Origin of the sequence: Pseudomonas sp. NFACC14, assembly GCF_900106885.1 — a bacterium.
GTDB classification, from domain to species: Bacteria; Pseudomonadota; Gammaproteobacteria; order Pseudomonadales; family Pseudomonadaceae; genus Aquipseudomonas; species Aquipseudomonas fluorescens_AA.
In genome coordinates this window covers 87,058-108,254 of sequence record NZ_FNOA01000020.1, presented here as the reverse complement: position 1 = coordinate 108,254, position 21,197 = coordinate 87,058, and the positions used below count along the sequence as shown (strand labels likewise).

Sequence of the window (21,197 nt, the reverse complement as noted above, 5' to 3'; positions counted from 1 at the left end):
CGACATCCACGCCCACCATCGGCTTTGTGACAGAAACCGGCATTGCCATTGAAAATTCTCCGGGCTAAGGTTTGAACACTTGAAGGGTTCTCCCAGAGACGCAGGCTTGTTCCTATCGTCGGTTTAGGCCAGATGCATTCTTTATCGGCGCTTGGGTGAAAGGAGGAGGGGCGAAATCTCCCACGGTCTGTACTGCGGCTAACAGTCAGAATCGAGCCTTGTCCCTCCTCCTCCCTTCAAGTCCTACCATACAAGCGAGCTTGCTCGCGATAGCGGAGGGTCAGCTTGCATCAATGCCGGATGTGTCGCCGCCATCGCGAGCGAGCTCGCTCCCACATTTGAACTGTGCAGTCATCAAGACCAGGCTGGATGTGGGACAATACCCGCCACTTTTTGAGCCACCCCGAATCGACCCGCCCATGACTGCCCCTCGCGCCCCAAAACCTGTCCGCCAGAAGCCCAAGCCCGCCATCGAGGCCAAACCTGTGGTGCCGCGGGAGAAGGCCAGCCTCCACCCGCGCAACCGCCACCAGGGCCGCTACGACTTCCCGGCGTTGATCAAGTCCACGCCTGAATTGGCCAGGTTCGTGATCCTCAATCCGTACGGCAAGGAGAGCATCGACTTCGCCAGCCCCGACGCGGTGCGGGTGTTCAACCGGGCGCTGCTCAAATCCTTCTATGGCATCGCCCATTGGGACATTCCAGCCGACTACCTGTGCCCCCCAGTGCCTGGTCGCGCGGACTATGTGCACTTCCTCGCCGATCTGCTCGCCAGTCATAACGACGGCGAAATCCCTCGGGGAGCGGCGGTGAAGGTGCTGGACATCGGCACTGGCGCCAACTGCGTCTATCCGTTGATCGGCTACAGCGACTACCGCTGGCACTTCCTCGGCTCGGAGATCGACCCGACCGCCATCGCCTCGGCCAAGGCCATCGTCCAATCCAACGGCTTGAGCAAGGCCATCCAGTTGCGCCAGCAAGCCAACCGCAAGCAGATCCTCCTGGGCCTGCTGGAGGACGGCGAACGGTTCGACCTGACGATGTGCAACCCGCCGTTCCACGCCTCCCTGGAAGAAGCCACCAAGGGCAGCCAGCGCAAGTGGCGGGCACTGGGCAAGGCCGATCCGAAGCGCAAGCTGCCGGTGCTGAATTTTGGCGGCCAGGCCGCGGAGTTGTGGTGCGAGGGTGGGGAAGCCCGGTTCGTGACGCAACTGGTCGGCGAGAGTGCCCAGGTGGCCGGACAAGTGTTGTGGTTCAGCACCCTGGTATCGAAGGCGTCGAACCTGCCGGCGATCCAGGCGGCGTTGAAGAAAGCCGGTGCGCTGCACAGCCACGTGGTGGAGATGTCCCAGGGCCAGAAGCAGAGCCGCTTCGTGGCCTGGACCTTCCAGACCGAGGCGCAGCAACAGGCGTGGCGCCAAATGCGCTGGGTCCGCAAAGATTAGAAGGACATTGCGCTAGCGTAGGAGCTGCCGAGCGAAGCGAGGCTGCGATCTTTTGATCTTTCGCTTGAAATTTAACAGCCAGGGGAAAGATCGCAGCCTCGCTCCGCTCGACAGCTCCTACGGGCGGTTTCCCAAGGCAATAAAAAACCGTGCCCGGATCGCTCCGAGGCACGGTTTTTTTACAGCGATCTTACTTGTTGACCGCGTCGGTCAGGCCTTTGGCCACAACCAGCTTGATCACTTTCTTGGCAGCGATTTCGATGGCAGCGCCAGTCGAAGGGTTACGGCCGGTACGGGCAGGACGCTCGGTGACTTTCAGCTTGCCGATACCTGGCAGAGTGATTTCGCCGCCGTTTTCCAGCTGATCGGCAACGATTTGGCCCAGTTGGTCCAAAGCGTTACGCGCGGTGGTTTTTGGCGCGTCGATAGCTTCAGCGATGTCAGCGATCAGTTGGTCTTTAGTAAGAGCCATGTAGTGTTCCTTCCCTATCAAATTCATATGGATTGCAGAGTGCAGTGTCAGCCATCGAGCCCGATCTCTCTGGATCAGGCACCCTCGGCAATCACCACGACGGATCGGGGTAATAGATGCCGAAAACCGGGTTTGGTTCGACCTGACAGATGCTGAATGCACGCTTAACGCAGTGACTTCGCGTAAGACCGGGCAAAACTAGCACAACGCCTCTGAAATATCCGCCTCTAGCTACCCATTTGGTCAGCTTTCTTGCACTAAAACGTTAAAAAAATGCATATAGGCAGTCGGACGGGCCTGAAAGGGCCTTTGCCGGGTTCCAAAACCAGTGATTGCGGTACACTGGGCCTTTTCGGGGAGCACGCCCTCCTCTCTTTCATCAGCCGAGAAATCCATGCCGATCCGTCATTGCATCGTCCACCTGATCGACAAAAAACCCGACGGCACCCCTGCCGTGCTCCATGCCCGCGACTCCGAACTGGCAGAGTCCACGGCCATCGAGAACATGCTCGCCGACCTCAACGAAAGCTATAACGCCAAGCAAGGCAAAGCCTGGGGTTTTTTCCATGCCGAGTCCGGGGCGCATCCGTTCAGCGGCTGGCTGAAGGAGTACCTGGACGGCGGGAAGGATTTCACCGCGTTCAGTCGAGTGGCGGTGGAACACCTGCAAAAACTGATGGAAGAGTCCAACCTGTCGGTGGGCGGCCACGTGCTGTTCGCCCATTACCAGCAGGGCATGACCGACTACCTGGCCATCGCCCTGCTGCACCACAGCGAAGGCGTGGCGGTGACCGATGAATTGGACGTGACCCCGTCCCGCCACCTGGACCTGGGCCAGCTACACCTCGCGGCGCGGATCAACGTGTCGGAATGGCAGAACAACAAGCAGTCCAGGCAGTACATCTCGTTCATCAAGGGCAAGAACGGCAAGAAGGTCTCGGAGTACTTCCGCGACTTCATCGGCTGCCAGGAAGGCGTCGATGGTCCCGGCGAGACCCGCACCCTGCTCAAGGCCTTCAGTGACTTCGTCGAAAGCGAAGACTTGCCGGAAGACGATGCCCGGGAAAAAACCAAGACCCTGGTGGACTACGCCAGCAGCCAGGCCAAGCTCGGCGAGCCCATGGGCCTGGAAGAACTGTCCGAGTTGATCGACGAAGATCGCCCGAAAGCCTTCTACGACCACATCCGCAACAAGGACTACGGGTTGTCGCCGGAAATCCCGGCGGATAAACGCACCCTCAACCAGTTCCGCCGCTTCACCGGCCGGGCCGAAGGCTTGTCCATCAGCTTCGAAGCGCATTTGCTGGGCTCCAAGATCGAGTATGACGAGGAAGCCGGAACGTTGATCATCAAGGGGTTGCCGACATCGCTGACGGATCAGCTCAAGCGGCGCAATTGATGCTCGGTGGCGTACTGAAGAAAGTTCTGCTGGTCTTGCTGGTGGTGGTGGCTTACCAGAACTGGGGCAAGATCGAGCGGGTGTTCAACCCGTCGCAGAGGGTTTCAGAACAGATTCGCAACAATGCCCGCGTGGTGTTGTATGCCACCGACTGGTGCGGCTACTGCAAAGCCACCCGACGGTTCCTGGATGAGAAAGGCGTGCCGTTTCGCGAGTTCGATATCGAGAAGGACCCCGAGGCGCGCAAGGCCTACGAGGCGTTGGGTGGCCGGGGAATTCCGATCCTCGACGTAAATGGCACGTTGATTCGTGGGTACGAGCCGGAGAATATTCTCAAGGCGTTGTCTGCCATCTAGCCATCATCGCCAATCCCCTGTGGGAGCGAGCTTGCTCGCGATGGCGATGGATCTGCTTGCATCAATGCTGGATGTATCGCCGCCATCGCGAGCAAGCTCGCTCCCACAGGTCATTCGTTGCTCAGCGAGCCTCGATCCGAAACCCGAACCGCGGAAAGTGCACATGCACTACCCCGCCACGCTCATCTTCGCGACGCAGAATCAATTCTTCGCTGCCAGCAAACAATAACTCCCCGACCACCGGATCAACACCATAGTCCGTCGCGGCGATGGTCACCTGCTGCCCTGCGGTGAACCCGTTCGGCTCTTCGAACGACTCATCCGGCAGCGCTGCCGGTGTCGCGTTGCGGGCAACGTCCAGGGCTTCTTCGGCACTTATCTGGCTCGACGCGCCATGGCCGAAACCCAGCACCCGTGCCAACCATGCCGAAACGGCCGGATACGCGTCCACCAGCGGCGAGGTCACGGGGGTGCCCTTGAGGAACCACAGCGGATGGGCCATGGCGAAGTCGGCAATCGACGGTTCCCCCAACAGAAAATCGCCCTCTTCGCGCTGCAACTGCTGCTCCAGGCGCGCCATGATCGTTGGCCACTGGTGCTTGGCCTGCTCGGCAGGCAAGCGCGTGGTCGTGCCGCCACTGAACAGCCCGGCGCGGTCGCTGATGAACGCCTTGATGGCTTCAGGCGATAGCTTGGCGAAACGCACCGCCACCGATTCAGGCTGGAACACCAGGCTCACCGCATGCTGGAACACCACCGAGTCGGCCCAGGCGGCAAAGGACGCAGCCAGCATTTCCCGGCCTTCGGGGAACAGGGCCGGCGAGGCTTTTTCCTGCTCCAGCCGACGGGCGATCAGGGACGTATCGCAATAGATGTCCGCGCCAATCTGCAATACCGGCGTCTTGCGATAGCCGCCCGTCAGCGCCGTCAGGTCAGGCTTGGGCATCATTGGCGGAATGCTCGCCGAACGCCAGGACAGGCCCTTGAAGCCCAGCAACAGCCGGGCCTTTTCCGCGAAAGGAGACGTAGGGTAATGATGAAGAATCAGCTCTGACATGAGACTCGCCACTGCAGGAATGAAGTCTTGCAGCTTAGCGCGACTGACCGGGCCAGCCTACCAGCCTGATAAAGGCCTATCAGCCAGGCTGATGAAGCGACAGCGCACTGGCCACCAGGCATTCCTTGGCGCTTTTCTTGAGCTTTTTGATCAGTCGCTCCTGGCGCAGGGCCTCGCCCTTGTCGCGACAGGCCTCGGTATACACCAGGGCCACTGCCGGGCTGGACAGGAAGAAGCGCGCGCCCTTGCCGCTTTGATGCTTGGCGAAGCGCCGCACCGGGTCATCACTGATGCCGCAGTACAGCGAGCCATTGGCGGCCCGTACCAAGTAGACGAACCAGGGTTTGTCCGCTTCGGAGGGACCTTGCGCAGGCAGATCGGGAGAGAGGTCGGCGGTCGTCACAAGATGTTCAACAGGTGGGCAAAGACAAGCCGCGATCTTATCAGCGACTGGCCTGGAACGCCCGCAACCCCTTCAGCGCCTGGGCCCTGACAGCGTTGCGCACCAGCGGCGTCCACCCCAGCAGCAGGCCCTTGGCGCCCAGCGCCTGGCGGGACCAGCGCCATAGATCGAAGCTGTCATGGTGCTCGCAGATCTTGCCATCGCGAAACACGAAGCGCGCCTGGATGTCGTTGATCACGATGTTGCCGGTCTGGCTGAACAGGTACGTCGCCACCCAGTGGGCACCGCCGGTACGCTCGTCGCTGCGCACGTTATCGAAGGTCAGGGAAAAGTCCTTGGCCCGGGTCGTCAACATGCGCCACATGTCGCCGGCATCGCGTCCGCGCAGCTCGCCAAACGCCGGATCGCTGAACAACACGTCGTCGGTGTAGCAAGCGCTCATGGCGTCGGCGTCCAGGCGCTGGAAGGCCTGATAAAAACGGGTGATCAAGGCGTTGTGGGCATCACTCATGGACCGGCTCCGAAAAACGTTTCAGTAGGCCTGCACGATAATCTGCCAACGCGGGGAAAACTATCGTCATTCGCCATGAAAATGATATCAACGAAGGTCGGTGACTCTTTCGCTCTCGACCCCGACGTACAGCGCCCGGCCTGCGCCGATGCCCGCGATGATCGCCCCCAGGCCAATCAGGCCGAAGATCCAGCCGAGGGCATTCCAGCCCCCGGTCAAGTCGTGGACCACCCCCACCGCGAAAGGCCCCAGCGATGCCAGCGTATAACCGAAGCCCTGGGCCATGCTGGACAGGTTGGCGGCCACATGGGCATCCCGCGAACGCAACACGATCAGCGTGAGCGCCAGGCTGAACGTCGCGCCCTGCCCCAAGCCCAGCAATATCGCCCAGCCCCACAAACCATCGATGGGGGCGTAGAGGCAACCGAACAGCCCGCTCAGGGTCATGACCATGACGATCACGATGGCCAGGCGCTGGTCCTTGCCGCGCGTTGCCAGCCAAGGCGCCGCGAGGGAGCTGATCAATTGCACGATGACCGAGCCGGACAGCACGAGCCCGGCCTGGGTCGGGGTCAGGCCACGTCCAATCAGGATCGAGGGCAGCCAGCCAAAGACGATATAGGCCAGTGACGATTGCAGCCCCATGTACAAGGTCACTTGCCAGGCCAGGGGATCACGCAGCAAGCCGCGTACCCGGTACGCCACCTGATGGGCACCGGGTTTCTCGCCCACTTGCGGCAACCAGAACACCGCAGCCAGCAGCGCCGGGACCACCCAGAACCCCAGGCCCGAGGCCCAGCCATGGCCAAGGTGCTCGCTCAACGGCACTGTCGCCCCGGCCGCCATCGCCGCGCCCAGGCACAGCGCCATGGTGTACACACCCGTCATGGCGCCGGCCTGTCTGGCGAAGTCGCGCTTGACGATGCCCGGCAGCAGCACGCCGATCACGCCGATGCTCGCACCGGCCAGGATACTGCCGGCGAACAGCCCAACCTGACCGAACGCACTGCGCAGGACAATCCCACCCGCCAGTGTCAGCAAGATCCCCAGCACCACGCGCTCGGCCCCGAAGCGCCGCGCCAGCACTGGCGCCAGCGGGGCGAACAGGCCCAGGCAAAGCACTGGCAACGTGGTCAGCAAACCGGCCTGGGCAGCCGACAGGCCAAGGCTTCTTGACACGTCGCTGAGCAGCGGCGCCATGCTCGACAACGCCGGACGCAGGTTCAGCGCCACCAGGATCAGCCCGAGCAGCAAGAGCCAAGGCCGGCGCACCAACGCCTGGCTCTGCTGGACCTGGGCGTCGTCGGCTTCGGCGTCGATCAACAGTTCTTCGAGTTCGGCGGCGCGTTTGCACGCCGTCGAGGTGGCTGGGTCAAGCAGATCGCGGGACATGGAAAGCTCGGGTTCAGGGTTCATTGATCAACTGCCGACACAGGGCCTTGGCCTGCTCCGGGTCTTGGCGTTCGACCGCTTCGAGAATGTCGACATGCAGGTCGAACACATGCTGATGGCGGGGGACGATATTGAGGCTCTGGCGCAACTGCGCGCCGATCACGCTGGAAAAGTAACGATAAAGCTCGCTGAGCGTTGGATTGTGCGCGGCATCCACCAGCAGGCGGTGGAACACCAGGTCGCAGGCGATGTAGTGCTCCAGGTCGCCGTGGTAATGCTCGCCACTGGCCTGGAGCGCCTTGCGCAAGGCCTGCAAGTCTTCTTCGGTACGCCGCAGCGCGGCCAGGCCGATGGCCTCGACTTCGAGGATATGCCGGGTTTCCCGGGCCTGGTCCAGCGAACAGCGCGACAGCACCTTGAGGGTATCGAGGGGGTCCACCGTCGCCCGTACATAACTGCCGTCGCCCTGGCGGATCTCGATCAACCCGGAAAACGCCAGCACGCGCATGGCTTCGCGCACGGTATTGCGGCTGATACCCAGCTCGGCCACCAACTCGGGCTCGGTGGGCAAACGCTGGCCCACGACCCACACGCCATCACTGATGCGCTGGCGCAGTTGGTCCAGGGCTTGATCGACCAAGGACCGCTTAATTAATGGAGAAATGTCTGACATGGAGCTCACCCTTTCATCCAATCATAGGATGAATTTTCTGACATGTTAGTCAGCTTCATGTGGGACGGCAACCGCCTAGGGTCAACGGGAGGTAAAGAAACGAGATTTTCGATTAGTCAAAATTACCCTTTGAGGGTAATTTCAAGGACAAGGCACACCGTTCCATGGAAAAGAACACACCTCACTACGCCTTGGCGGCGATACAGGCAGATGTCAGGCGGCTTAAAGGGAAAGCTTTCACCAGCACTGCGAAGAACACTGCCCGGACGCTCGGTTTAAACGTCTCGGACATGCAGCAGGTCATCCATGGGCTTGAGCGAAAACAGTTCTACAAATCGATGCCCCCCCATGACGATCATCGAGTCTGGCATGACGTCTACCACGCCAATTCACACGGTCTGCAGGTTTACCTGAAGGTGACGTACCGCCCCAGCGGAGGCCCACCGGTCGTTTCCTTCAAGGAGGAAAACTCATGAAACACCAGCAATGCTTCAGCTGTGGCGCCCCGGAAGGCATGTTGCATTTCGAAGGTCGCGGCGAAACCATGAGCGTCAAGGGACTGGAACGCCGGGTCGATGACTTGTCTGGCTGGGAATGTCAGATGTGCGGCGAAGTCGAGCTCGATTCAAGCTGCTCGGATCGCTACGACCACGCAGGTGATGAACTGGTCAACGCGGCCAGGCGAATGATCGGCGAAGAGATCAAACGTGTCCGGCGCAAACTGCATCTATCGCAAAAGGAAGCGGTACTGCTGCTATCGGGCGGTGGACACAATGCGTTTTCCCGCTACGAGCGCGGCGAGGTAGTGCCACCCAAGGCGTTGGTCTTGCTGATGCGCCTGCTTGATCGCTATCCGCACTTGCTTGCCGATGTCCATGCCTTCGCTGAAGACGCAGACTTGCGGCAATTCAAAACGACGGTGCACAAGGAACACGAGACCCTCACGGCTTGCTGAGCGGCCCATTAAAAACAAACCCGGAACACGTCCGGGTTTATTTCACTGCCTAAGACCGGATCAATGCAGAATCTGGCTCAGGAACAGCTTGGTGCGGTCGTTCTGCGGGTTGTCGAAGAAGTCGTTCGGCGCGGCCTGTTCGACGATTTCACCCTTGTCCATGAAGATCACGCGGTTGGCCACGGTGCGGGCGAAGCCCATTTCGTGGGTCACGCAGAGCATGGTCATGCCGTCTTCGGCCAGGCCGATCATGGTGTCCAGCACCTCTTTCACCATTTCCGGGTCGAGGGCCGAGGTCGGCTCGTCGAACAGCATGATTTTCGGTTTCATGCACAGGGCACGGGCGATGGCCACACGCTGTTGCTGACCGCCGGAGAGCTGGCCCGGATACTTGTTCGCCTGCTCTGGAATGCGCACGCGCTCCAGGTAATGCATGGCGATTTCCTCGGCCTTGCGCTTGGGCATCTTGCGTACCCACATCGGCGCCAGGGTGCAGTTCTGCAGGATGGTCAGGTGCGGGAACAGGTTGAAGTGCTGGAACACCATACCGACTTCACGGCGGATCGCTTCGATCTGCTTGAGGTCGTTGGTCAGTTCCACGCCATCGACCACGATGCGACCCTGCTGGTGCTCTTCCAGGCGGTTGAGGCAGCGGATGGTGGTGGACTTGCCGGAGCCCGACGGGCCGCACAGCACGATACGCTCGCCCTGCTTGACGTTCAGGTTGATGTCTTTCAACACGTGGAACTGGCCGTACCACTTGTTGACGCCCTGCATCTGAATAATGCCTTCAGGGCTCACAGGCTGTTTGATCGCTTCACTCATAAACTACGCTCCTAACGCTTGTGGCCAGTGTCCAGCTTGCGTTCCAAATGCATGGAATAGCGGGACATACCAAAACAGAAAATCCAGAACACCAGGGCGGCGAACACATAGCCTTCAGTGGCCATGCCCAGCCATTTCGGGTCGGCGGCAGCTTGTTTCACGCTGTTGAGCAGGTCGAACAGGCCGATGATGATTACCAGGCTCGTGTCCTTGAACAACGCAATGAAGGTGTTGACGATACCCGGGATCACCAGCTTCAAGGCTTGCGGCAGAATCACCAGGCCCATGCTGCGCCAGTACCCCAGGCCCATCGCCGCGGCCGCTTCGTACTGGCCCTTGGGAATGGCTTGCAGGCCGCCGCGCACCACTTCGGCCACATAGGCCGACTGGAACAGGATCACCCCGATCAGTGCTCGCAGCAGCTTGTCGAAGTTCATGCCTTCGGGCAGGAACAGCGGCAGCATCACCGACGACATGAACAGCACCGTGATCAACGGCACACCGCGCCAGAACTCGATGAAGGTCACGCAGACCACCCGGATCGCCGGCATGTTCGAACGCCGGCCCAGGGCCAGGACGATACCCAGCGGCAGTGCGCCGACGATACCGACGGTGGCGATCACCAACGTCAGCATCAGGCCGCCCCACTGGCTGGTCGCCACGGCATCCAGACCGAAAACGCCACCGTGCAACAGGCACCAGGCAATGATCGGGTACAGCACCAGGAAGCTCAGGCCGTAGATCGCCTTGCGCGGGAAGCGCGAGATGAACAGCGGTGCCACGCCGAGCACTGCCGCCCACACGGTCAGGTCTACGCGCCAGCGCAGGTCCACCGGGTAGTAGCCGTACATGAACTGGCCGAAGCGCTGCTGGATGAACACCCAGCAGGCGCCCTCCTTCGTGCAGTCGGCACGAGTGGTACCGACCCAGTTGGCATCGAGGATCGCCCATTGCAGCAGCGGCGGTACGATCAGGTAGATCAAGTAGAACGCGAACAACGTCAGCAGCGTGTTGAGCCAGCTGGAGAACATGTTGGCGCGCATCCACGCTACCACGCCGATGCTACTGCTCGGCGGGGGCATGTCAGGTTTGAAAGTATGAGTCGTCATGCGCGTTTCCTCACCGCTCGATCAGCGCAATGCGCTTGTTGTACCAGTTCATCAGCAAGGAAATGCTGATACTGATCGCCAGGTACACACTCATGGTGATCGCGATCACCTCGATGGCCTGGCCGGTCTGGTTCAACACCGTGCCGGCAAACAACGACACCATTTCCGGGTAGCCGATACCGGCAGCCAGGGAGGAGTTTTTCGCCAGGTTCAGGTATTGGCTGGTCAACGGTGGAATGATCACGCGCAGGGCTTGCGGGATGATCACCTTGCGTAGGGTCGGACCGTTGCGCAGCCCCAGGGAGCGGGCCGCTTCGGTCTGGCCGTGGCTCACCGACTTGATGCCCGAACGCACGATTTCGGCGATGAACGCCGCGGTGTACACGGTCAAGGCGAGGGTCAAGGCCAACAGTTCAGGAATCAGAACCCAACCACCGACGAAGTTGAAACCCTTGAGCTCCGGCATTTCCCAGTGCACCGGCGCACCAAAGAGCAGCGCGCTCACGGCCGGGATCACCAGGAACAGCGCCAGGCCGGCCCAGAATTTATGGAACGGTTCACCGGTCGCTTCGAAACGCTTGTTGGCCCAGCGGGCCATCAGCACGATAGCGACAATCGCCAGCACGATGCTGATCACGAACGGCCAGAACCCTTCGGCCACCAGCGCGGCAGGCATGTTCAGGCCGCGGCTGCTGACAAAGAAGGTGTCGCCGAAGTTATGGGCGGCTCGCGGTCCCGGCATGCTCAGGAACACGGCAAAGTACCAGAACAGGATCTGCAGCAGTGGCGGGATGTTGCGGAAAACCTCCACATAAACGGTTGCCAGCTTGGCGATGATCCAGTTCTGCGACAACCGCGCCACGCCGACGATGAAGCCGAGGATGGTCGCCAGGATCACGCCGATGAACGTCACCAGCAGCGTGTTGAGCAAACCGATGACAAAGACGCGGGCATAGCTGTCCGCTTCGGTGTAGTCGATCAGGTGTTGGGCAATGCCGAAGCCGGCACTGCGTTCCAGGAAGCCGAAACCGGAAGTGATGCCCCGGTGCGCGAGGTTGGTCTGCGTGTTGTCGAACAGAAACCAGCCCAGCGAAATGACCGCCACGATGGTGACGATCTGAAATACCCACGCACGCACTCGTGGATCGCTGAGGCTGAGCCTCTGCTTAGGTGCGCCGATTGAATTTTGCATGAAGTGCCCCGCAAGGAATGGAACAGAACATCACCCGGTGGTTGGCCCACCGGGTGACAGAACCATCAGCGCACTGGTGGTGCGTATTGGATGCCGCCAGCGTTCCACAGAGCGTTCAGGCCGCGGTCGATTTCCAGCGGAGTGCTCTTGCCGAGGTTGCGCTCGAACATTTCACCGTAGTTGCCGACTTGCTTGACGATCTGCACGACCCAGTCTTTCGGCAGTTTCAGATCCTTGCCGTATTCACCGTCAGCGCCGAGCATACGAGCCACGTCCGGGTTCTTGGTGGATTTGGCTTCAGCCTCGACGTTTTTCGAGGTCACGCCAGCTTCTTCAGCATTGAGCAGTGCGTAGCCAGTCCAGCGGACGATGGCCAGCCACTCGTCGTCACCGTTACGCACGACTGGGCCCAGGGGTTCCTTGGAAATGGTTTCCGGCAGAACCACATAGTCCTTCGGCGAAGCCAGCTTGCTGCGCTGGGCGAACAGTTGGGACTTGTCGGAGGTCAGCACGTCGCAACGACCGGATTCCAGCGACTTGGCGCTTTCATCGGAGGTGTCGAAGGTGATCGGGGTGTACTTCAGGCCGTTGGCGCGGAAGTAGTCGGAAACGTTCAGCTCGGTGGTGGTACCGGCCTGGATGCAGATGGTTGCACCGTCCAGTTCCTTGGCGCTCTTGACGCCCAGCTTGTTGTTGGCCAGGAAGCCGATCCCATCGTAGTAGGTGATGAAACCTGGGAATTTCAGGCCCATGCCCGCGTCACGGGAGCTGGTCATGGTGGAGTTGCGCGAGAGCATGTCGATTTCGCCGGACTGCAGCGCGGTGAAGCGCTCCTTGGCGTTCAACTGGCTGAACTTGACCTTGGTCGCATCGCCGAATACCGCAGCGGCAACGGCACGGCAGAAGTCAGCGTCGATACCGACGATCTTGCCGGTCGAATCAGGCACCGAGAAACCCGGCAAACCATCACTCACACCACATTGCACAAAACCTTTCTTCTGCACGGCATCCAGGGTTGCACCCGCCTGAGCGAACCCGCTGACACCGAGTACTGCTGCCGCAGTCACGACTGCCAGGGTGGATTTCAGTAACTTCATTCAAACCTCCAGTTTTGCTCTTGTTGTGTCGGAGCTCGAGTCCTGTCGCACCCTTTTGAGGCATTGCCGACCCTTGTTGGCTTTTTTTAGGGTCAACCGACGTCTGGACCTTCGCTATGAGTCTAATAATGAGGATGTCCGTAAACAGTGGTCATGCCCATCTCTCACCAATCGGCCGAACGGGCTGTAGCCCTTCACGTTCGCGAAGCCCGTAGCGGCTGCTGGCGAACATTCATCACCGGATTTCTGATATCCCATGCGGCGCGTCTAACTGATAGTGTTACCGCGCAGCGTAAGAATCATCACTCAGCAACCCCATAGCAAAGCCCGTACCAGACCGCTGCGCTTAGGCCATGTAGAACACGTCAAGACAAAAACTTTCAACTTTGCGACATCTAATTAACTGAGGCACCGGGAGCGCACTGTAATCACGCACTGATTGGGCGCACCCGCACAGATTTGGAGCACAACCATGACCGACCCCTTGATTCTCGAGCCCAGCGGCACTGTTGACGCGTGCGTTATCTGGCTCCACGGCCTGGGCGCCGATCGTTATGATTTCCTGCCGGTGGCCGAAATGCTGCAGCAAAAACTGCTCACCACACGTTTCGTTCTACCCCAGGCGCCAACCCAGCCAGTCACGATCAACGGCGGCTATGAGATGCCCAGTTGGTACGACATTCGCGCCTTGAGCCCGGCGCGAGCCATTGACGAACAACAACTCGAAGCCTCGGCGCAACGGGTCATCGACCTGGTCGAAACCCAGCGAGCCAGCGGAATAGACGCCTCGCGGATTTTCCTCGCCGGTTTTTCCCAAGGAGGCGCGGTGGTCTATCACACCGCCTTCGTGAAATGGCAGGGGCCACTGGGCGGCGTGATCGCGCTGTCTACCTATGCACCGACGTTCAGCGATGAACTGCAATTGTCGGCCAGCCAGCAACGCATTCCGGTCCTGGCCCTGCACGGCCAATACGACGAAGTGGTACTCAACCCGATGGGCCGGACCGCAAAAGAGTATTTGAAGCAGCATGGTGTCACCGTGACATGGCAGGAATACCCAATGGGCCACGAAGTGTTACCCGAGGAGATTCATGACATCGGCACCTGGCTGGCCGAACGGTTGCGCTAAGAGGCCAAACGCCACGCCGGTCCTTTGACGATCCCACTACGCCGCGCCCGTTTCTTGCATTACACTGGCCGGCGTACATTCCTTAACCAATCGATGAGATGACCGTGCTCAAAGCACTCAAGAAGATGTTCGGTAAAAGCGAGGCCGAGCAACTCGTGCCTGGCTCCACTGCGCCGACCCACGGCCCGAGCCGTACCGATGCGCAACAACCGCGCCGGACGGCCCCCGTCGCACAGGCGAAAAAAGAACCCGTCGCCCAGCCTGTTACGCCCCCCGAGCCCGAGACACCACGCAACGAAGCCCCCCGGCCGCGCCGCGAACGCGCACCGAAACCGCCGGTCGTCGCCTGGAAACTCGAGGACTTCGTCGTAGAACCCCAGGAAGGCAAGACGCGCTTCCACGACTTCAAGCTAGCCCCGGAACTGATGCATGCCATCCAGGACCTGGGTTTCCCGTATTGCACGCCGATCCAGGCGCAGGTGCTGGGTTTCACCCTCGCCGGCAAGGACGCCATCGGTCGCGCCCAGACCGGCACCGGCAAGACCGCCGCGTTCCTGATTTCCATCATCACCCAGTTGCTCCAGACCCCGCCGCCCAAGGAACGCTACATGGGCGAACCACGGGCGCTGATCATCGCGCCGACCCGCGAGCTGGTGGTGCAGATCGCCAAGGACGCCGCCGACCTGACCAAGTACACCGGCCTGAACGTCATGACGTTCGTGGGCGGCATGGATTTCGACAAGCAGCTCAAGCACCTCGAAGCCCGCCATTGCGACATCCTGGTCGCCACGCCGGGCCGTCTGCTGGACTTCAACCAGCGCGGCGACGTGCACCTGGACATGGTCGAAGTGATGGTGCTGGACGAAGCCGACCGCATGCTCGACATGGGTTTCATCCCGCAAGTGCGCCAGATCATTCGCCAGACCCCACCCAAAAGCGAACGCCAGACCCTGCTGTTCTCCGCCACCTTCACCGAGGACGTGATGAACCTGGCGAAGCAGTGGACCACCGACCCGGCCATCGTCGAGATCGAAGCCGAGAACGTCGCCAGCGAAAACGTCGAGCAACATATCTACGCGGTCGCCGGTGCCGACAAGTACAAGCTGCTCTACAACCTGGTCAACGACAACGGTTGGGAGCGCGTGATGGTGTTCGCCAACCGCAAGGACGAAGTGCGGCGCATCGAAGAACGCCTGGTGCGCGATGGCGTCAACGCGGCCCAGCTCTCGGGCGACGTGCCCCAGCACAAGCGCATCAAGACCCTCGAAGGTTTCCGCGAGGGCAAGATCCGCGTGCTGGTTGCCACCGACGTGGCCGGTCGCGGCATCCACATCGACGGTATCAGCCACGTGATCAACTTCACCCTGCCGGAAGTCCCGGACGACTACGTGCACCGTATCGGTCGTACCGGGCGTGCCGGGGCCGCCGGGGTGTCGATCAGCTTCGCCGGTGAAGACGACTCCTACCAGTTGCCGTCGATCGAGGCGTTGCTGGGGCGCAAGATCAGTTGTGAAATGCCACCGACCCACCTGTTGCGACCGGTCGAGCGCAAGCGCCCTTAACCGTCTCCACAGAGCAAAAAGCGCAGCCAGGACAGGCTGCGCTTTTTTTTGCCTCGGGATATTGCTCGACCAAACTAAAAGTCCATAATGGACAAATTAGTTTACAAAGTACCCGGAGCCTCCATGCCCAGCACGCCCTATGTGATGACCCAAGCCCAAGTCAGTGAACTGCTCGGGCAAATCGACGTGCCGCACATCCTGCGCCAGCTGTTTCGTGATCTGGCGGCCGGGCAAGCGGTGCAACCGCCCCAACAATGGGTGGTGTTTCCCAAAGGCGCCGGGGACTTCATCAACTACCTGGGCGTGTTGGCGCAAGACCAGGTCTATGGGGTCAAGACCTCGCCCTATATCGTGCGCGAGCAAGGCCCATTGGTGACCGCCTGGACCTTGCTGATGTCGATGCAGACCGGCCAGCCGCTGCTGCTCTGCGACGCCGCCGAGCTGACCACCGCCCGTACCGCCGCCACCACCGCCGTCGCCGTCGATGCCCTCGCCCCGCACAACGCCAGGCGCCTGGCGGTCATCGGCAGCGGCGCGGTGGCCCAGGCGCACGTGCACTACGTCAAGAACCTGCGGGACTGGCAAGGCATCCGCCTCTACTCGCCAGGCCTGAAAACCAAGTCGGCACAGGAACGTGCCTCGCTCACCGGCCTGGACCCGCGCCTGCACATCGCCGACACCCTCGAAGCGGCGCTGCACGACGCCGATGTGGTGATGCTCTGCACTTCGTCCGCCAAAGCCGTGCTCGACCCGCGGACCTTGGACAAACCGGCGCTGATCACCTCCATCAGCACCAACGCCCCACGCGCCCACGAAATACCGCCCCAGCGCCTCAACGACATGGACGTGTTCTGCGACTATCGTCAGACCACCCCGGGCTCGGCCGGTGAAATGCTGATCGCCGGTGAACAGCACGGCTGGGAGGCGTCGCGCATCGTCGGCGACTTGCCTGAATTGCTCAGCGAACACGTGGCGCGTCCCGATTACCAACGCCACGTGTTCTTCCGCTCCATCGGCCTGGGGCTGGAGGATGTTGCGCTGGCGAATGCGCTGTACCGACTTCGCACCTGACACACCCCAGTTTCCCTTGTGGGAGCGAGCCTGCTCGCGATAGCGGTTTATCGGATAAATATATGTGGCTGACACTCCGCTATCGCGAGCAGGCTCGCTCCCACAGGACTGCACTAACACCCGGCAATGTGCTCTACAGGAGAGCTTCATGACCTCAGCAGACTTCATCATCATCGGCGGCGGCATTGCCGGTGCTTCCACCGGTTACTGGCTGGCGCCCCATGGCCGGGTGATTGTGCTCGAACGCGAGTCCCATCCGGCCTATCACTCCACCGGACGTTCGGCGGCGCTGTACTCCGCCGCCTACGGCACCCCGCAGGTGCGGGCGCTGACCCAGGCCAGCCGGGACTTTTTCGACGCCCCGCCGGCCAGCTTCTGCGAGCACCCGTTGCTAAGTCCTCGGGGCGAAATGACCGTGGATTTCACCGGCGACCCGGCCGAGCTGAACAACCAGTACCTGAGCGCCAAGGCCACGGTGCCGCAAATGCAACTGCTCAGCGCCGATGAAGCCTGTGTGCGGCTGCCGATCCTGCGGCGGGACAAGGTCCACGGGGCGATCCATGACCCGACGGCCTGCGACATCGACACCGACGCCCTGCACCAGGGCTACTTGCGCGGTATTCGCCGCAATGGCGGTGAAGTGCACACCGACAGCGAAGTGCTGGGCCTGAGCCGCGACGACCAGGGACTTTGGCAGGTGAAGACAGCCAGCCAACGCTTCACCGCCCCCATCGTGATCAACGCTGCCGGTGCCTGGGCCGATCAGGTGGCCGACCTGGCTGGTGCCCGAAAGCTGGGGCTGCAACCCAAGCGGCGTGCGGCATTCATCTTCGCCGGCCCCGAAGGCGTGGATATCCATGACTGGCCGATGCTGGTGAGCCTGGACGAATCCTTCTACATGAAGCCCGACGCCGGCATGTTCCTCGGCTCGCCGGCGAACGCCGACCCGGTGGAGCCTCACGACGTTCAGCCGGAAGAGCTGGACATCGCCATGGGCATCTACCAGATCGAAGAAGCCACCACCCTGACCATCCGCCGCCCGACCCGCACCTGGGCCGGATTGCGCAGTTTCGTCCACGACGGTGACCTGGTGTCCGGTTTCGATCCACAGGTGCCCGGACTGTTCTGGGTCGCGGCCCAGGGCGGCTACGGCATCCAGACGTCACCGGCCATGGGCCAGGCCAGCGCGGCGCTGGTGCGTGGCGAACCGCTGCCCGAAGCCCTGGCCCGTTTCGGCCTGAGCAGCGCCATGCTCTCCCCCAAGCGCTTGGGGTGAGCCAACCGGCGTGACGCATCGCCACGATTGCGGCACACTTCCCGCGCCCCTGTTCCACGGGGCGCTGACGCTGCCTGGAGCCCTGTCATGACCGCTTCGCCATCCGATCCGGCGCTGGAAAACTTCCGCACCATCGCCGACGCCATCGCCACGCTGTTCTATCCCCACGCCGAAGTGGTGCTGCACGACCTGCGCAGCCAGAAAGTCGATTACATCGCCAATAACCTGTCCAAGCGCGAAATTGGCGATGACTCGTCCCTGGAAGACATGCTCAGTGAGGACGTCAACGAACGTAACATCGGGCCGTACGAGAAACTGAACTGGGACGGACAGAAAATTCGCAGCCTCAGCAGCGTCCTGCGCGACGCCCACGGTCATCCGCTGGCGGTGCTGTGCATCAACCTGAATATTTCGCTGTTCGAGAATGCCAAGGCCGCGTTGGATTTGTTCCTGTCGCCGGGCAAGTTGATTCCCCAGCCGGATTCACTGTTTCGCGATGACTGGCAGGAACGGATCAACACCTTCCTCCACGCCTGGATGCGCGAGCGTCAGCTGAGCCTGAACCTGTTGACCCGCGATCACAAACGCGAGCTGGTGCTGGCGCTGCATGCCGAAGGCGCCTTCAAGGGCAAGAGCGCGTCCAACTATGTGGCCAATGTGCTGAACATGGGACGGGCGACGGTGTACAAGCATTTGAAGGAGTTGAAGAGCTGAGGTTTTGAGTTGCCTGGTCTGGCCTCATCGCGAGCAAGCTCGCTCCCACATTTGATCTCATTGCACACAGATATCGTGTACGACACCAATCCTCTGTGGGAGCAAGCCTGCTCGCGATAACGATCAGTCAGTCGCCATAGATATCCGACTTGAAATACTTGGCCTGGATCTCCTGGTACTTCCCATTGGCCCGAATCCCATCGATGGCCTTGTTCAAGTCCGCCACCAGTTGGGTATTGCCCTTGCGCACCGCGATACCGGCGCCCTCACCGACGTATTTCGGGTCTTTGAGTTCGGGACCGACAAACGCGTAACCCTTGCCACGGGGCATCGACAGGAAGTCTTCCAGCGGGATGGTATCGGCGAAAACCGCGTCCAGGCGACCGGACGCCAGGTCCATGTAGATTTCTTCGTTGTTGCTGTAGCGCTTGACCGTCACACCCTTGGGTTCGAGCACTTCAGTGGCGTAGCGGTCGGTGGTGGTGGCCCGTTGCACACCCACGGTCTTGCCCTTGAGGCTGGCGTACTGATCATCGACCACCGCCCCTTCCTTCATGACCAGGCGCGAGGAGGTGAAGTAGTACTTGTGGGTGAAATCCACCGACTTCTTGCGCTCTTCGGTGATGGTCATGGACGACAGCGCCAGGTCGATCTTCTTCACCTTGAGCGACGGAATCAGCCCGTCGAACTCACCCTCGATCCATTGGCACTTGACCTCCATCTGCGCGCACAGGGCATTGCCGATGTCGTAGTCGAACCCCTCGATTTTCCCTTCCGAGGTCTTGGAAGCGAACGGCGGATAAGCTGCCTCGATGCCGATGCGCAAGGTTTTCTCAGCGGCGAACAGGCTGCTGGAGGCCAACAGGCTCAAGGCCAGGCCGGTGATGAGGGGGAATTTGCTCATGATGTTCTCTCGCGGGTTGTTGTTGGTCTGGCAGAGAAAGGTGGACGCGGCTACTTGTACTTATAAATCCATACTGGACTTTAATGTACACATCGTCAATCGGCGGGCGGGGGGATGTGATGGGTGGCTGATGGCCTCATCGCGAGCAAGCTCGCTCCCACACTGGATCTTTATGCATCAAGGATCCCCTGTGGTAGCGAGCTTGCTCGCGATGACGGACTCATTACTTGCGAAAAACTACAGGGGGACTTACTGCTTCCAGCGATCCGCCGCCGCATGATCACTGTCCCGCCCTTCAACCCAGCGCGGGCCGTCGACGGTGTTTTCCTTTTTCCAGAACGGCGCACGGGTCTTGAGGTAGTCCATGACAAAGGCGCAGGCGTCGAACGCCGCCTGGCGATGAGCACTGGCGGCCGCGACGAAGACTATCGGCTCGCCCGGTTCCAGGGCACCGATGCGGTGCAGCACTTCCAGCTTGAGCAACGGCCAGCGCTGCTCGGCCTCGGTGGCGATCTTGCCCAAGGCCTTTTCAGTCATGCCCGGATAGTGCTCCAGAAACAGCCCGGACACATCAAGGCCGTCATTGAAGTCGCGCACGTAACCGACGAAGCTCACCACCGCCCCCACGCCGACATTGGCGGCGTGCATCGCGTTGACTTCGACGCCCGGGTCGAACGGTTCGGCCTGCACACGAATCGCCACGGCTCAACCTCCGGTCACGGTAGGAAAGAACGCCACTTCGTCACCGTCCGCCAGGGGCTCGTCGAGCTGGCACAGGTCTTCGTTGCGTGCGCACATCAGGTTCTGCTCTGTCAGCACCTCGGCTCCGTCGCGCTGGGCGAGCAGCGCGCGTACATCGTCGACCGTGGCGAACTCGCCTTCTACCCTGATCGAATCCACGCCGAGCGCTTCACGGTAACGAGCAAAGAACTTCACAGTGATGTTCATGATGCATCCGCCTGGAAGTGGCCGCTCTTGCCGCCGAGCTTTTCCAGCACCCGTACGCCTTCGATGGTCATGCCACGGTCGACGGCCTTGCACATGTCGTAGATGGTCAGCGCCGCAACGCTGGCGGCGGTGAGGGCTTCCATCTCCACGCCGGTCTGGCCCGACAGCTTGCAGCGGGCGACGATGCGCACCCGCTCCTCTCCTTCGGCCGTGAGCTCGACCTTGACGCTGGTGAGCAGCAACGGATGGCAGAGCGGAATCAGGTCGCTGGTTTTTTTCGCGGCCTGGATACCGGCGATGCGCGCGACGGCGAACACATCGCCCTTGGGGTGACCGCCGCTGACGATCATCTGCAGCGTGTCGGGCAACATGCGCACAAAGGCCTCGGCCGTGGCTTCACGGAACGTCACGGCCTTGTCGGTCACATCGACCATGTTGGCGCGACCTTGGGAATCGAGATGGGTCAGCACAGGGTTACTCCTGATCGGGAGCCTCGATTGTAAACCTGTGGGTCAGATTCCGGCAGGGTTGATTGTCGCACCCCACTTGCGTATCGGACTCGAAAGTCAGCGCAAAACCTTGTGGGAGCGAGCTTGCTCGCGATGGCGGCGGGTCAGACACTTATTTTTTATCTGATACACCGTCATCGCGAGCAAGCTCGCTCCCACAGTTTTTTTGTACGACCATAAAAAACCGGGCGGCTTGAA

At 61.0% G+C, this 21,197-nt stretch carries 24 protein-coding genes; 10 read left to right on the top strand and 14 right to left on the bottom strand.

Annotated elements, in window-relative coordinates; all coding sequences use genetic code 11:
- Positions 1 to 419: 419 nt before the first annotated feature.
- Positions 420 to 1,445 carry a 23S rRNA (adenine(1618)-N(6))-methyltransferase RlmF gene (gene rlmF, locus BLU85_RS24035; RefSeq protein ID WP_092204093.1) on the top strand — a complete coding sequence of 342 codons (1,026 nt, stop codon included), beginning with the start codon at positions 420 to 422 and terminating at the stop codon, positions 1,443 to 1,445.
- A 190-nt stretch (positions 1,446 to 1,635) separates the two neighbouring features.
- On the opposite strand, the gene BLU85_RS24030 is transcribed toward rlmF, so the two are convergent.
- Positions 1,636 to 1,917 (bottom strand): HU family DNA-binding protein, encoded by a 282-nt coding sequence (locus BLU85_RS24030; protein ID WP_007905514.1) that lies wholly within the window; start codon positions 1,915 to 1,917, stop codon positions 1,636 to 1,638.
- 394 nt (positions 1,918 to 2,311) lie between these two features.
- On the opposite strand from BLU85_RS24030, the gene yejK reads away from it, so the two are divergent.
- Together yejK and BLU85_RS24020 are read left to right on the top strand one after the other, a co-directional pair.
- Positions 2,312 to 3,316: a nucleoid-associated protein YejK gene (yejK, locus tag BLU85_RS24025; protein ID WP_024777637.1), complete on the top strand. Its 1,005-nt coding sequence runs from the start codon at positions 2,312 to 2,314 to the stop codon at positions 3,314 to 3,316.
- Positions 3,316 to 3,672, top strand: coding sequence for a glutaredoxin family protein (locus BLU85_RS24020; RefSeq protein WP_092204094.1), 357 nt, complete (start codon positions 3,316 to 3,318; stop codon positions 3,670 to 3,672). Before yejK ends, BLU85_RS24020 begins: the two co-directional genes overlap by 1 nt.
- Before the next feature lie 121 nt (positions 3,673 to 3,793).
- On the opposite strand, the gene BLU85_RS24015 is transcribed toward BLU85_RS24020, so the two are convergent.
- The 5 genes from BLU85_RS24015 to BLU85_RS23995 all read right to left on the bottom strand — a co-directional run bounded on the left by BLU85_RS24015 (position 3,794) and on the right by BLU85_RS23995 (position 7,708).
- Positions 3,794 to 4,729 (bottom strand): glutathione S-transferase family protein, encoded by a 936-nt coding sequence (locus BLU85_RS24015; RefSeq protein WP_092204095.1) that lies wholly within the window; start codon positions 4,727 to 4,729, stop codon positions 3,794 to 3,796.
- Positions 4,730 to 4,808: 79 nt separating this feature from the next.
- Positions 4,809 to 5,132: a GIY-YIG nuclease family protein gene (locus BLU85_RS24010; protein WP_092204096.1), complete on the bottom strand. Its 324-nt coding sequence runs from the start codon at positions 5,130 to 5,132 to the stop codon at positions 4,809 to 4,811.
- Positions 5,133 to 5,172: 40 nt separating this feature from the next.
- Entirely contained in the window at positions 5,173 to 5,643 is a 471-nt protein-coding gene (locus BLU85_RS24005) for a nuclear transport factor 2 family protein (RefSeq protein ID WP_092204097.1), read from the bottom strand.
- Between the two features lie 87 nt (positions 5,644 to 5,730).
- A complete protein-coding gene (locus BLU85_RS24000; RefSeq protein ID WP_092204098.1) occupies positions 5,731 to 7,059 on the bottom strand; it encodes a CynX/NimT family MFS transporter in 1,329 nt (442 codons plus the stop codon).
- Positions 7,049 to 7,708, bottom strand: a complete 660-nt coding sequence (locus tag BLU85_RS23995) for a FadR/GntR family transcriptional regulator (protein ID WP_092204099.1) — start codon at positions 7,706 to 7,708, stop codon at positions 7,049 to 7,051. Before BLU85_RS23995 ends, BLU85_RS24000 begins: the two co-directional genes overlap by 11 nt.
- Before the next feature lie 164 nt (positions 7,709 to 7,872).
- Here BLU85_RS23995 and BLU85_RS23990 point away from each other — a divergent pair, with 164 nt between their 5' ends.
- Together BLU85_RS23990 and BLU85_RS23985 are read left to right on the top strand one after the other, a co-directional pair.
- Positions 7,873 to 8,184, top strand: coding sequence for a type II toxin-antitoxin system MqsR family toxin (locus BLU85_RS23990; RefSeq protein WP_092204100.1), 312 nt, complete (start codon positions 7,873 to 7,875; stop codon positions 8,182 to 8,184).
- On the top strand, positions 8,181 to 8,663 hold the full coding sequence (locus tag BLU85_RS23985; protein ID WP_092204101.1) for a type II toxin-antitoxin system MqsA family antitoxin: 483 nt from the start codon (positions 8,181 to 8,183) through the stop codon (positions 8,661 to 8,663). Before BLU85_RS23990 ends, BLU85_RS23985 begins: the two co-directional genes overlap by 4 nt.
- Positions 8,664 to 8,723: 60 nt before the next feature.
- Here BLU85_RS23985 and BLU85_RS23980 read toward each other — a convergent pair whose 3' ends face one another.
- The 4 genes from BLU85_RS23980 to BLU85_RS23965 all read right to left on the bottom strand — a co-directional run bounded on the left by BLU85_RS23980 (position 8,724) and on the right by BLU85_RS23965 (position 12,886).
- Positions 8,724 to 9,488, bottom strand: coding sequence for an amino acid ABC transporter ATP-binding protein (locus BLU85_RS23980; protein WP_003205299.1), 765 nt, complete (start codon positions 9,486 to 9,488; stop codon positions 8,724 to 8,726).
- Between the two features lie 11 nt (positions 9,489 to 9,499).
- Entirely contained in the window at positions 9,500 to 10,597 is a 1,098-nt protein-coding gene (locus BLU85_RS23975) for an amino acid ABC transporter permease (protein ID WP_092204102.1), read from the bottom strand.
- 10 nt (positions 10,598 to 10,607) lie between these two features.
- Positions 10,608 to 11,789 (bottom strand): amino acid ABC transporter permease, encoded by a 1,182-nt coding sequence (locus tag BLU85_RS23970; protein ID WP_092204103.1) that lies wholly within the window; start codon positions 11,787 to 11,789, stop codon positions 10,608 to 10,610.
- A 65-nt stretch (positions 11,790 to 11,854) separates the two neighbouring features.
- Complete coding sequence (locus BLU85_RS23965; RefSeq protein ID WP_060740792.1) at positions 11,855 to 12,886, bottom strand: amino acid ABC transporter substrate-binding protein; 1,032 nt, start codon at positions 12,884 to 12,886, stop codon at positions 11,855 to 11,857.
- Between the two features lie 472 nt (positions 12,887 to 13,358).
- Here BLU85_RS23965 and BLU85_RS23960 point away from each other — a divergent pair, with 472 nt between their 5' ends.
- The 5 genes from BLU85_RS23960 to BLU85_RS23940 all read left to right on the top strand — a co-directional run bounded on the left by BLU85_RS23960 (position 13,359) and on the right by BLU85_RS23940 (position 18,638).
- Positions 13,359 to 14,015, top strand: coding sequence for an alpha/beta hydrolase (locus BLU85_RS23960; protein WP_092166252.1), 657 nt, complete (start codon positions 13,359 to 13,361; stop codon positions 14,013 to 14,015).
- Between the two features lie 98 nt (positions 14,016 to 14,113).
- Positions 14,114 to 15,577, top strand: coding sequence for an ATP-dependent RNA helicase RhlB (gene rhlB, locus BLU85_RS23955; protein ID WP_092204104.1), 1,464 nt, complete (start codon positions 14,114 to 14,116; stop codon positions 15,575 to 15,577).
- 123 nt (positions 15,578 to 15,700) lie between these two features.
- Positions 15,701 to 16,648, top strand: coding sequence for an ornithine cyclodeaminase family protein (locus BLU85_RS23950; RefSeq protein WP_092204105.1), 948 nt, complete (start codon positions 15,701 to 15,703; stop codon positions 16,646 to 16,648).
- Between the two features lie 148 nt (positions 16,649 to 16,796).
- The gene (locus BLU85_RS23945; RefSeq protein WP_092204106.1) at positions 16,797 to 17,924 is read left to right on the top strand and encodes an NAD(P)/FAD-dependent oxidoreductase; all 1,128 of its coding nucleotides are present in this window, start codon (positions 16,797 to 16,799) and stop codon (positions 17,922 to 17,924) included.
- A gap of 87 nt (positions 17,925 to 18,011) precedes the next feature.
- Positions 18,012 to 18,638, top strand: coding sequence for a helix-turn-helix transcriptional regulator (locus BLU85_RS23940; RefSeq protein ID WP_092204107.1), 627 nt, complete (start codon positions 18,012 to 18,014; stop codon positions 18,636 to 18,638).
- A 127-nt stretch (positions 18,639 to 18,765) separates the two neighbouring features.
- Here BLU85_RS23940 and BLU85_RS23935 read toward each other — a convergent pair whose 3' ends face one another.
- The 4 genes from BLU85_RS23935 to moaC form a co-directional block, all read right to left on the bottom strand.
- The gene (locus BLU85_RS23935; RefSeq protein ID WP_092204108.1) at positions 18,766 to 19,542 is read right to left on the bottom strand and encodes an ABC transporter substrate-binding protein; all 777 of its coding nucleotides are present in this window, start codon (positions 19,540 to 19,542) and stop codon (positions 18,766 to 18,768) included.
- Positions 19,543 to 19,791: 249 nt separating this feature from the next.
- A complete protein-coding gene (gene moaE / locus BLU85_RS23930; RefSeq protein WP_092204109.1) occupies positions 19,792 to 20,244 on the bottom strand; it encodes a molybdopterin synthase catalytic subunit MoaE in 453 nt (150 codons plus the stop codon).
- A 3-nt stretch (positions 20,245 to 20,247) separates the two neighbouring features.
- Positions 20,248 to 20,490, bottom strand: a complete 243-nt coding sequence (moaD, locus tag BLU85_RS23925) for a molybdopterin converting factor subunit 1 (protein ID WP_092204110.1) — start codon at positions 20,488 to 20,490, stop codon at positions 20,248 to 20,250.
- Positions 20,487 to 20,960, bottom strand: coding sequence for a cyclic pyranopterin monophosphate synthase MoaC (gene moaC, locus BLU85_RS23920; RefSeq protein ID WP_092204111.1), 474 nt, complete (start codon positions 20,958 to 20,960; stop codon positions 20,487 to 20,489). The genes moaD and moaC overlap by 4 nt, the downstream gene beginning before the upstream one ends.
- Positions 20,961 to 21,197: the final 237 nt, after the last annotated feature.

Excerpts from the sequence above, each read along its gene's own strand:
- BLU85_RS24020 (WP_092204094.1), top strand. The coding sequence starts at position 3,316 with ATGCTCGGTGGCGTACTGAAGAAAGTTCTGCTGGTCTTGCTGGTGGTG.
- BLU85_RS24005 (WP_092204097.1), bottom strand. The coding sequence starts at position 5,643 with ATGAGTGATGCCCACAACGCCTTGATCACCCGTTTTTATCAGGCCTTC.
- BLU85_RS23940 (WP_092204107.1), top strand. The coding sequence starts at position 18,012 with ATGACCGCTTCGCCATCCGATCCGGCGCTGGAAAACTTCCGCACCATC.
- BLU85_RS23935 (WP_092204108.1), bottom strand. The coding sequence starts at position 19,542 with ATGAGCAAATTCCCCCTCATCACCGGCCTGGCCTTGAGCCTGTTGGCC.
- BLU85_RS23945 (WP_092204106.1), top strand. The coding sequence starts at position 16,797 with ATGACCTCAGCAGACTTCATCATCATCGGCGGCGGCATTGCCGGTGCT.
- BLU85_RS23990 (WP_092204100.1), top strand. The coding sequence starts at position 7,873 with ATGGAAAAGAACACACCTCACTACGCCTTGGCGGCGATACAGGCAGAT.
- BLU85_RS23980 (WP_003205299.1), bottom strand. The coding sequence starts at position 9,488 with ATGAGTGAAGCGATCAAACAGCCTGTGAGCCCTGAAGGCATTATTCAG.
- BLU85_RS23965 (WP_060740792.1), bottom strand. The coding sequence starts at position 12,886 with ATGAAGTTACTGAAATCCACCCTGGCAGTCGTGACTGCGGCAGCAGTA.
- BLU85_RS23950 (WP_092204105.1), top strand. The coding sequence starts at position 15,701 with ATGCCCAGCACGCCCTATGTGATGACCCAAGCCCAAGTCAGTGAACTG.
- BLU85_RS23960 (WP_092166252.1), top strand. The coding sequence starts at position 13,359 with ATGACCGACCCCTTGATTCTCGAGCCCAGCGGCACTGTTGACGCGTGC.
- BLU85_RS23970 (WP_092204103.1), bottom strand. The coding sequence starts at position 11,789 with ATGCAAAATTCAATCGGCGCACCTAAGCAGAGGCTCAGCCTCAGCGAT.
- BLU85_RS24000 (WP_092204098.1), bottom strand. The coding sequence starts at position 7,059 with ATGAACCCTGAACCCGAGCTTTCCATGTCCCGCGATCTGCTTGACCCA.
- BLU85_RS23985 (WP_092204101.1), top strand. The coding sequence starts at position 8,181 with ATGAAACACCAGCAATGCTTCAGCTGTGGCGCCCCGGAAGGCATGTTG.
- BLU85_RS23975 (WP_092204102.1), bottom strand. The coding sequence starts at position 10,597 with ATGACGACTCATACTTTCAAACCTGACATGCCCCCGCCGAGCAGTAGC.
- BLU85_RS24030 (WP_007905514.1), bottom strand. The coding sequence starts at position 1,917 with ATGGCTCTTACTAAAGACCAACTGATCGCTGACATCGCTGAAGCTATC.
- rhlB (WP_092204104.1), top strand. The coding sequence starts at position 14,114 with ATGACCGTGCTCAAAGCACTCAAGAAGATGTTCGGTAAAAGCGAGGCC.
- rlmF (WP_092204093.1), top strand. The coding sequence starts at position 420 with ATGACTGCCCCTCGCGCCCCAAAACCTGTCCGCCAGAAGCCCAAGCCC.
- yejK (WP_024777637.1), top strand. The coding sequence starts at position 2,312 with ATGCCGATCCGTCATTGCATCGTCCACCTGATCGACAAAAAACCCGAC.
- BLU85_RS23995 (WP_092204099.1), bottom strand. The coding sequence starts at position 7,708 with ATGTCAGACATTTCTCCATTAATTAAGCGGTCCTTGGTCGATCAAGCC.
- BLU85_RS24015 (WP_092204095.1), bottom strand. The coding sequence starts at position 4,729 with ATGTCAGAGCTGATTCTTCATCATTACCCTACGTCTCCTTTCGCGGAA.
- moaD (WP_092204110.1), bottom strand. The coding sequence starts at position 20,490 with ATGAACATCACTGTGAAGTTCTTTGCTCGTTACCGTGAAGCGCTCGGC.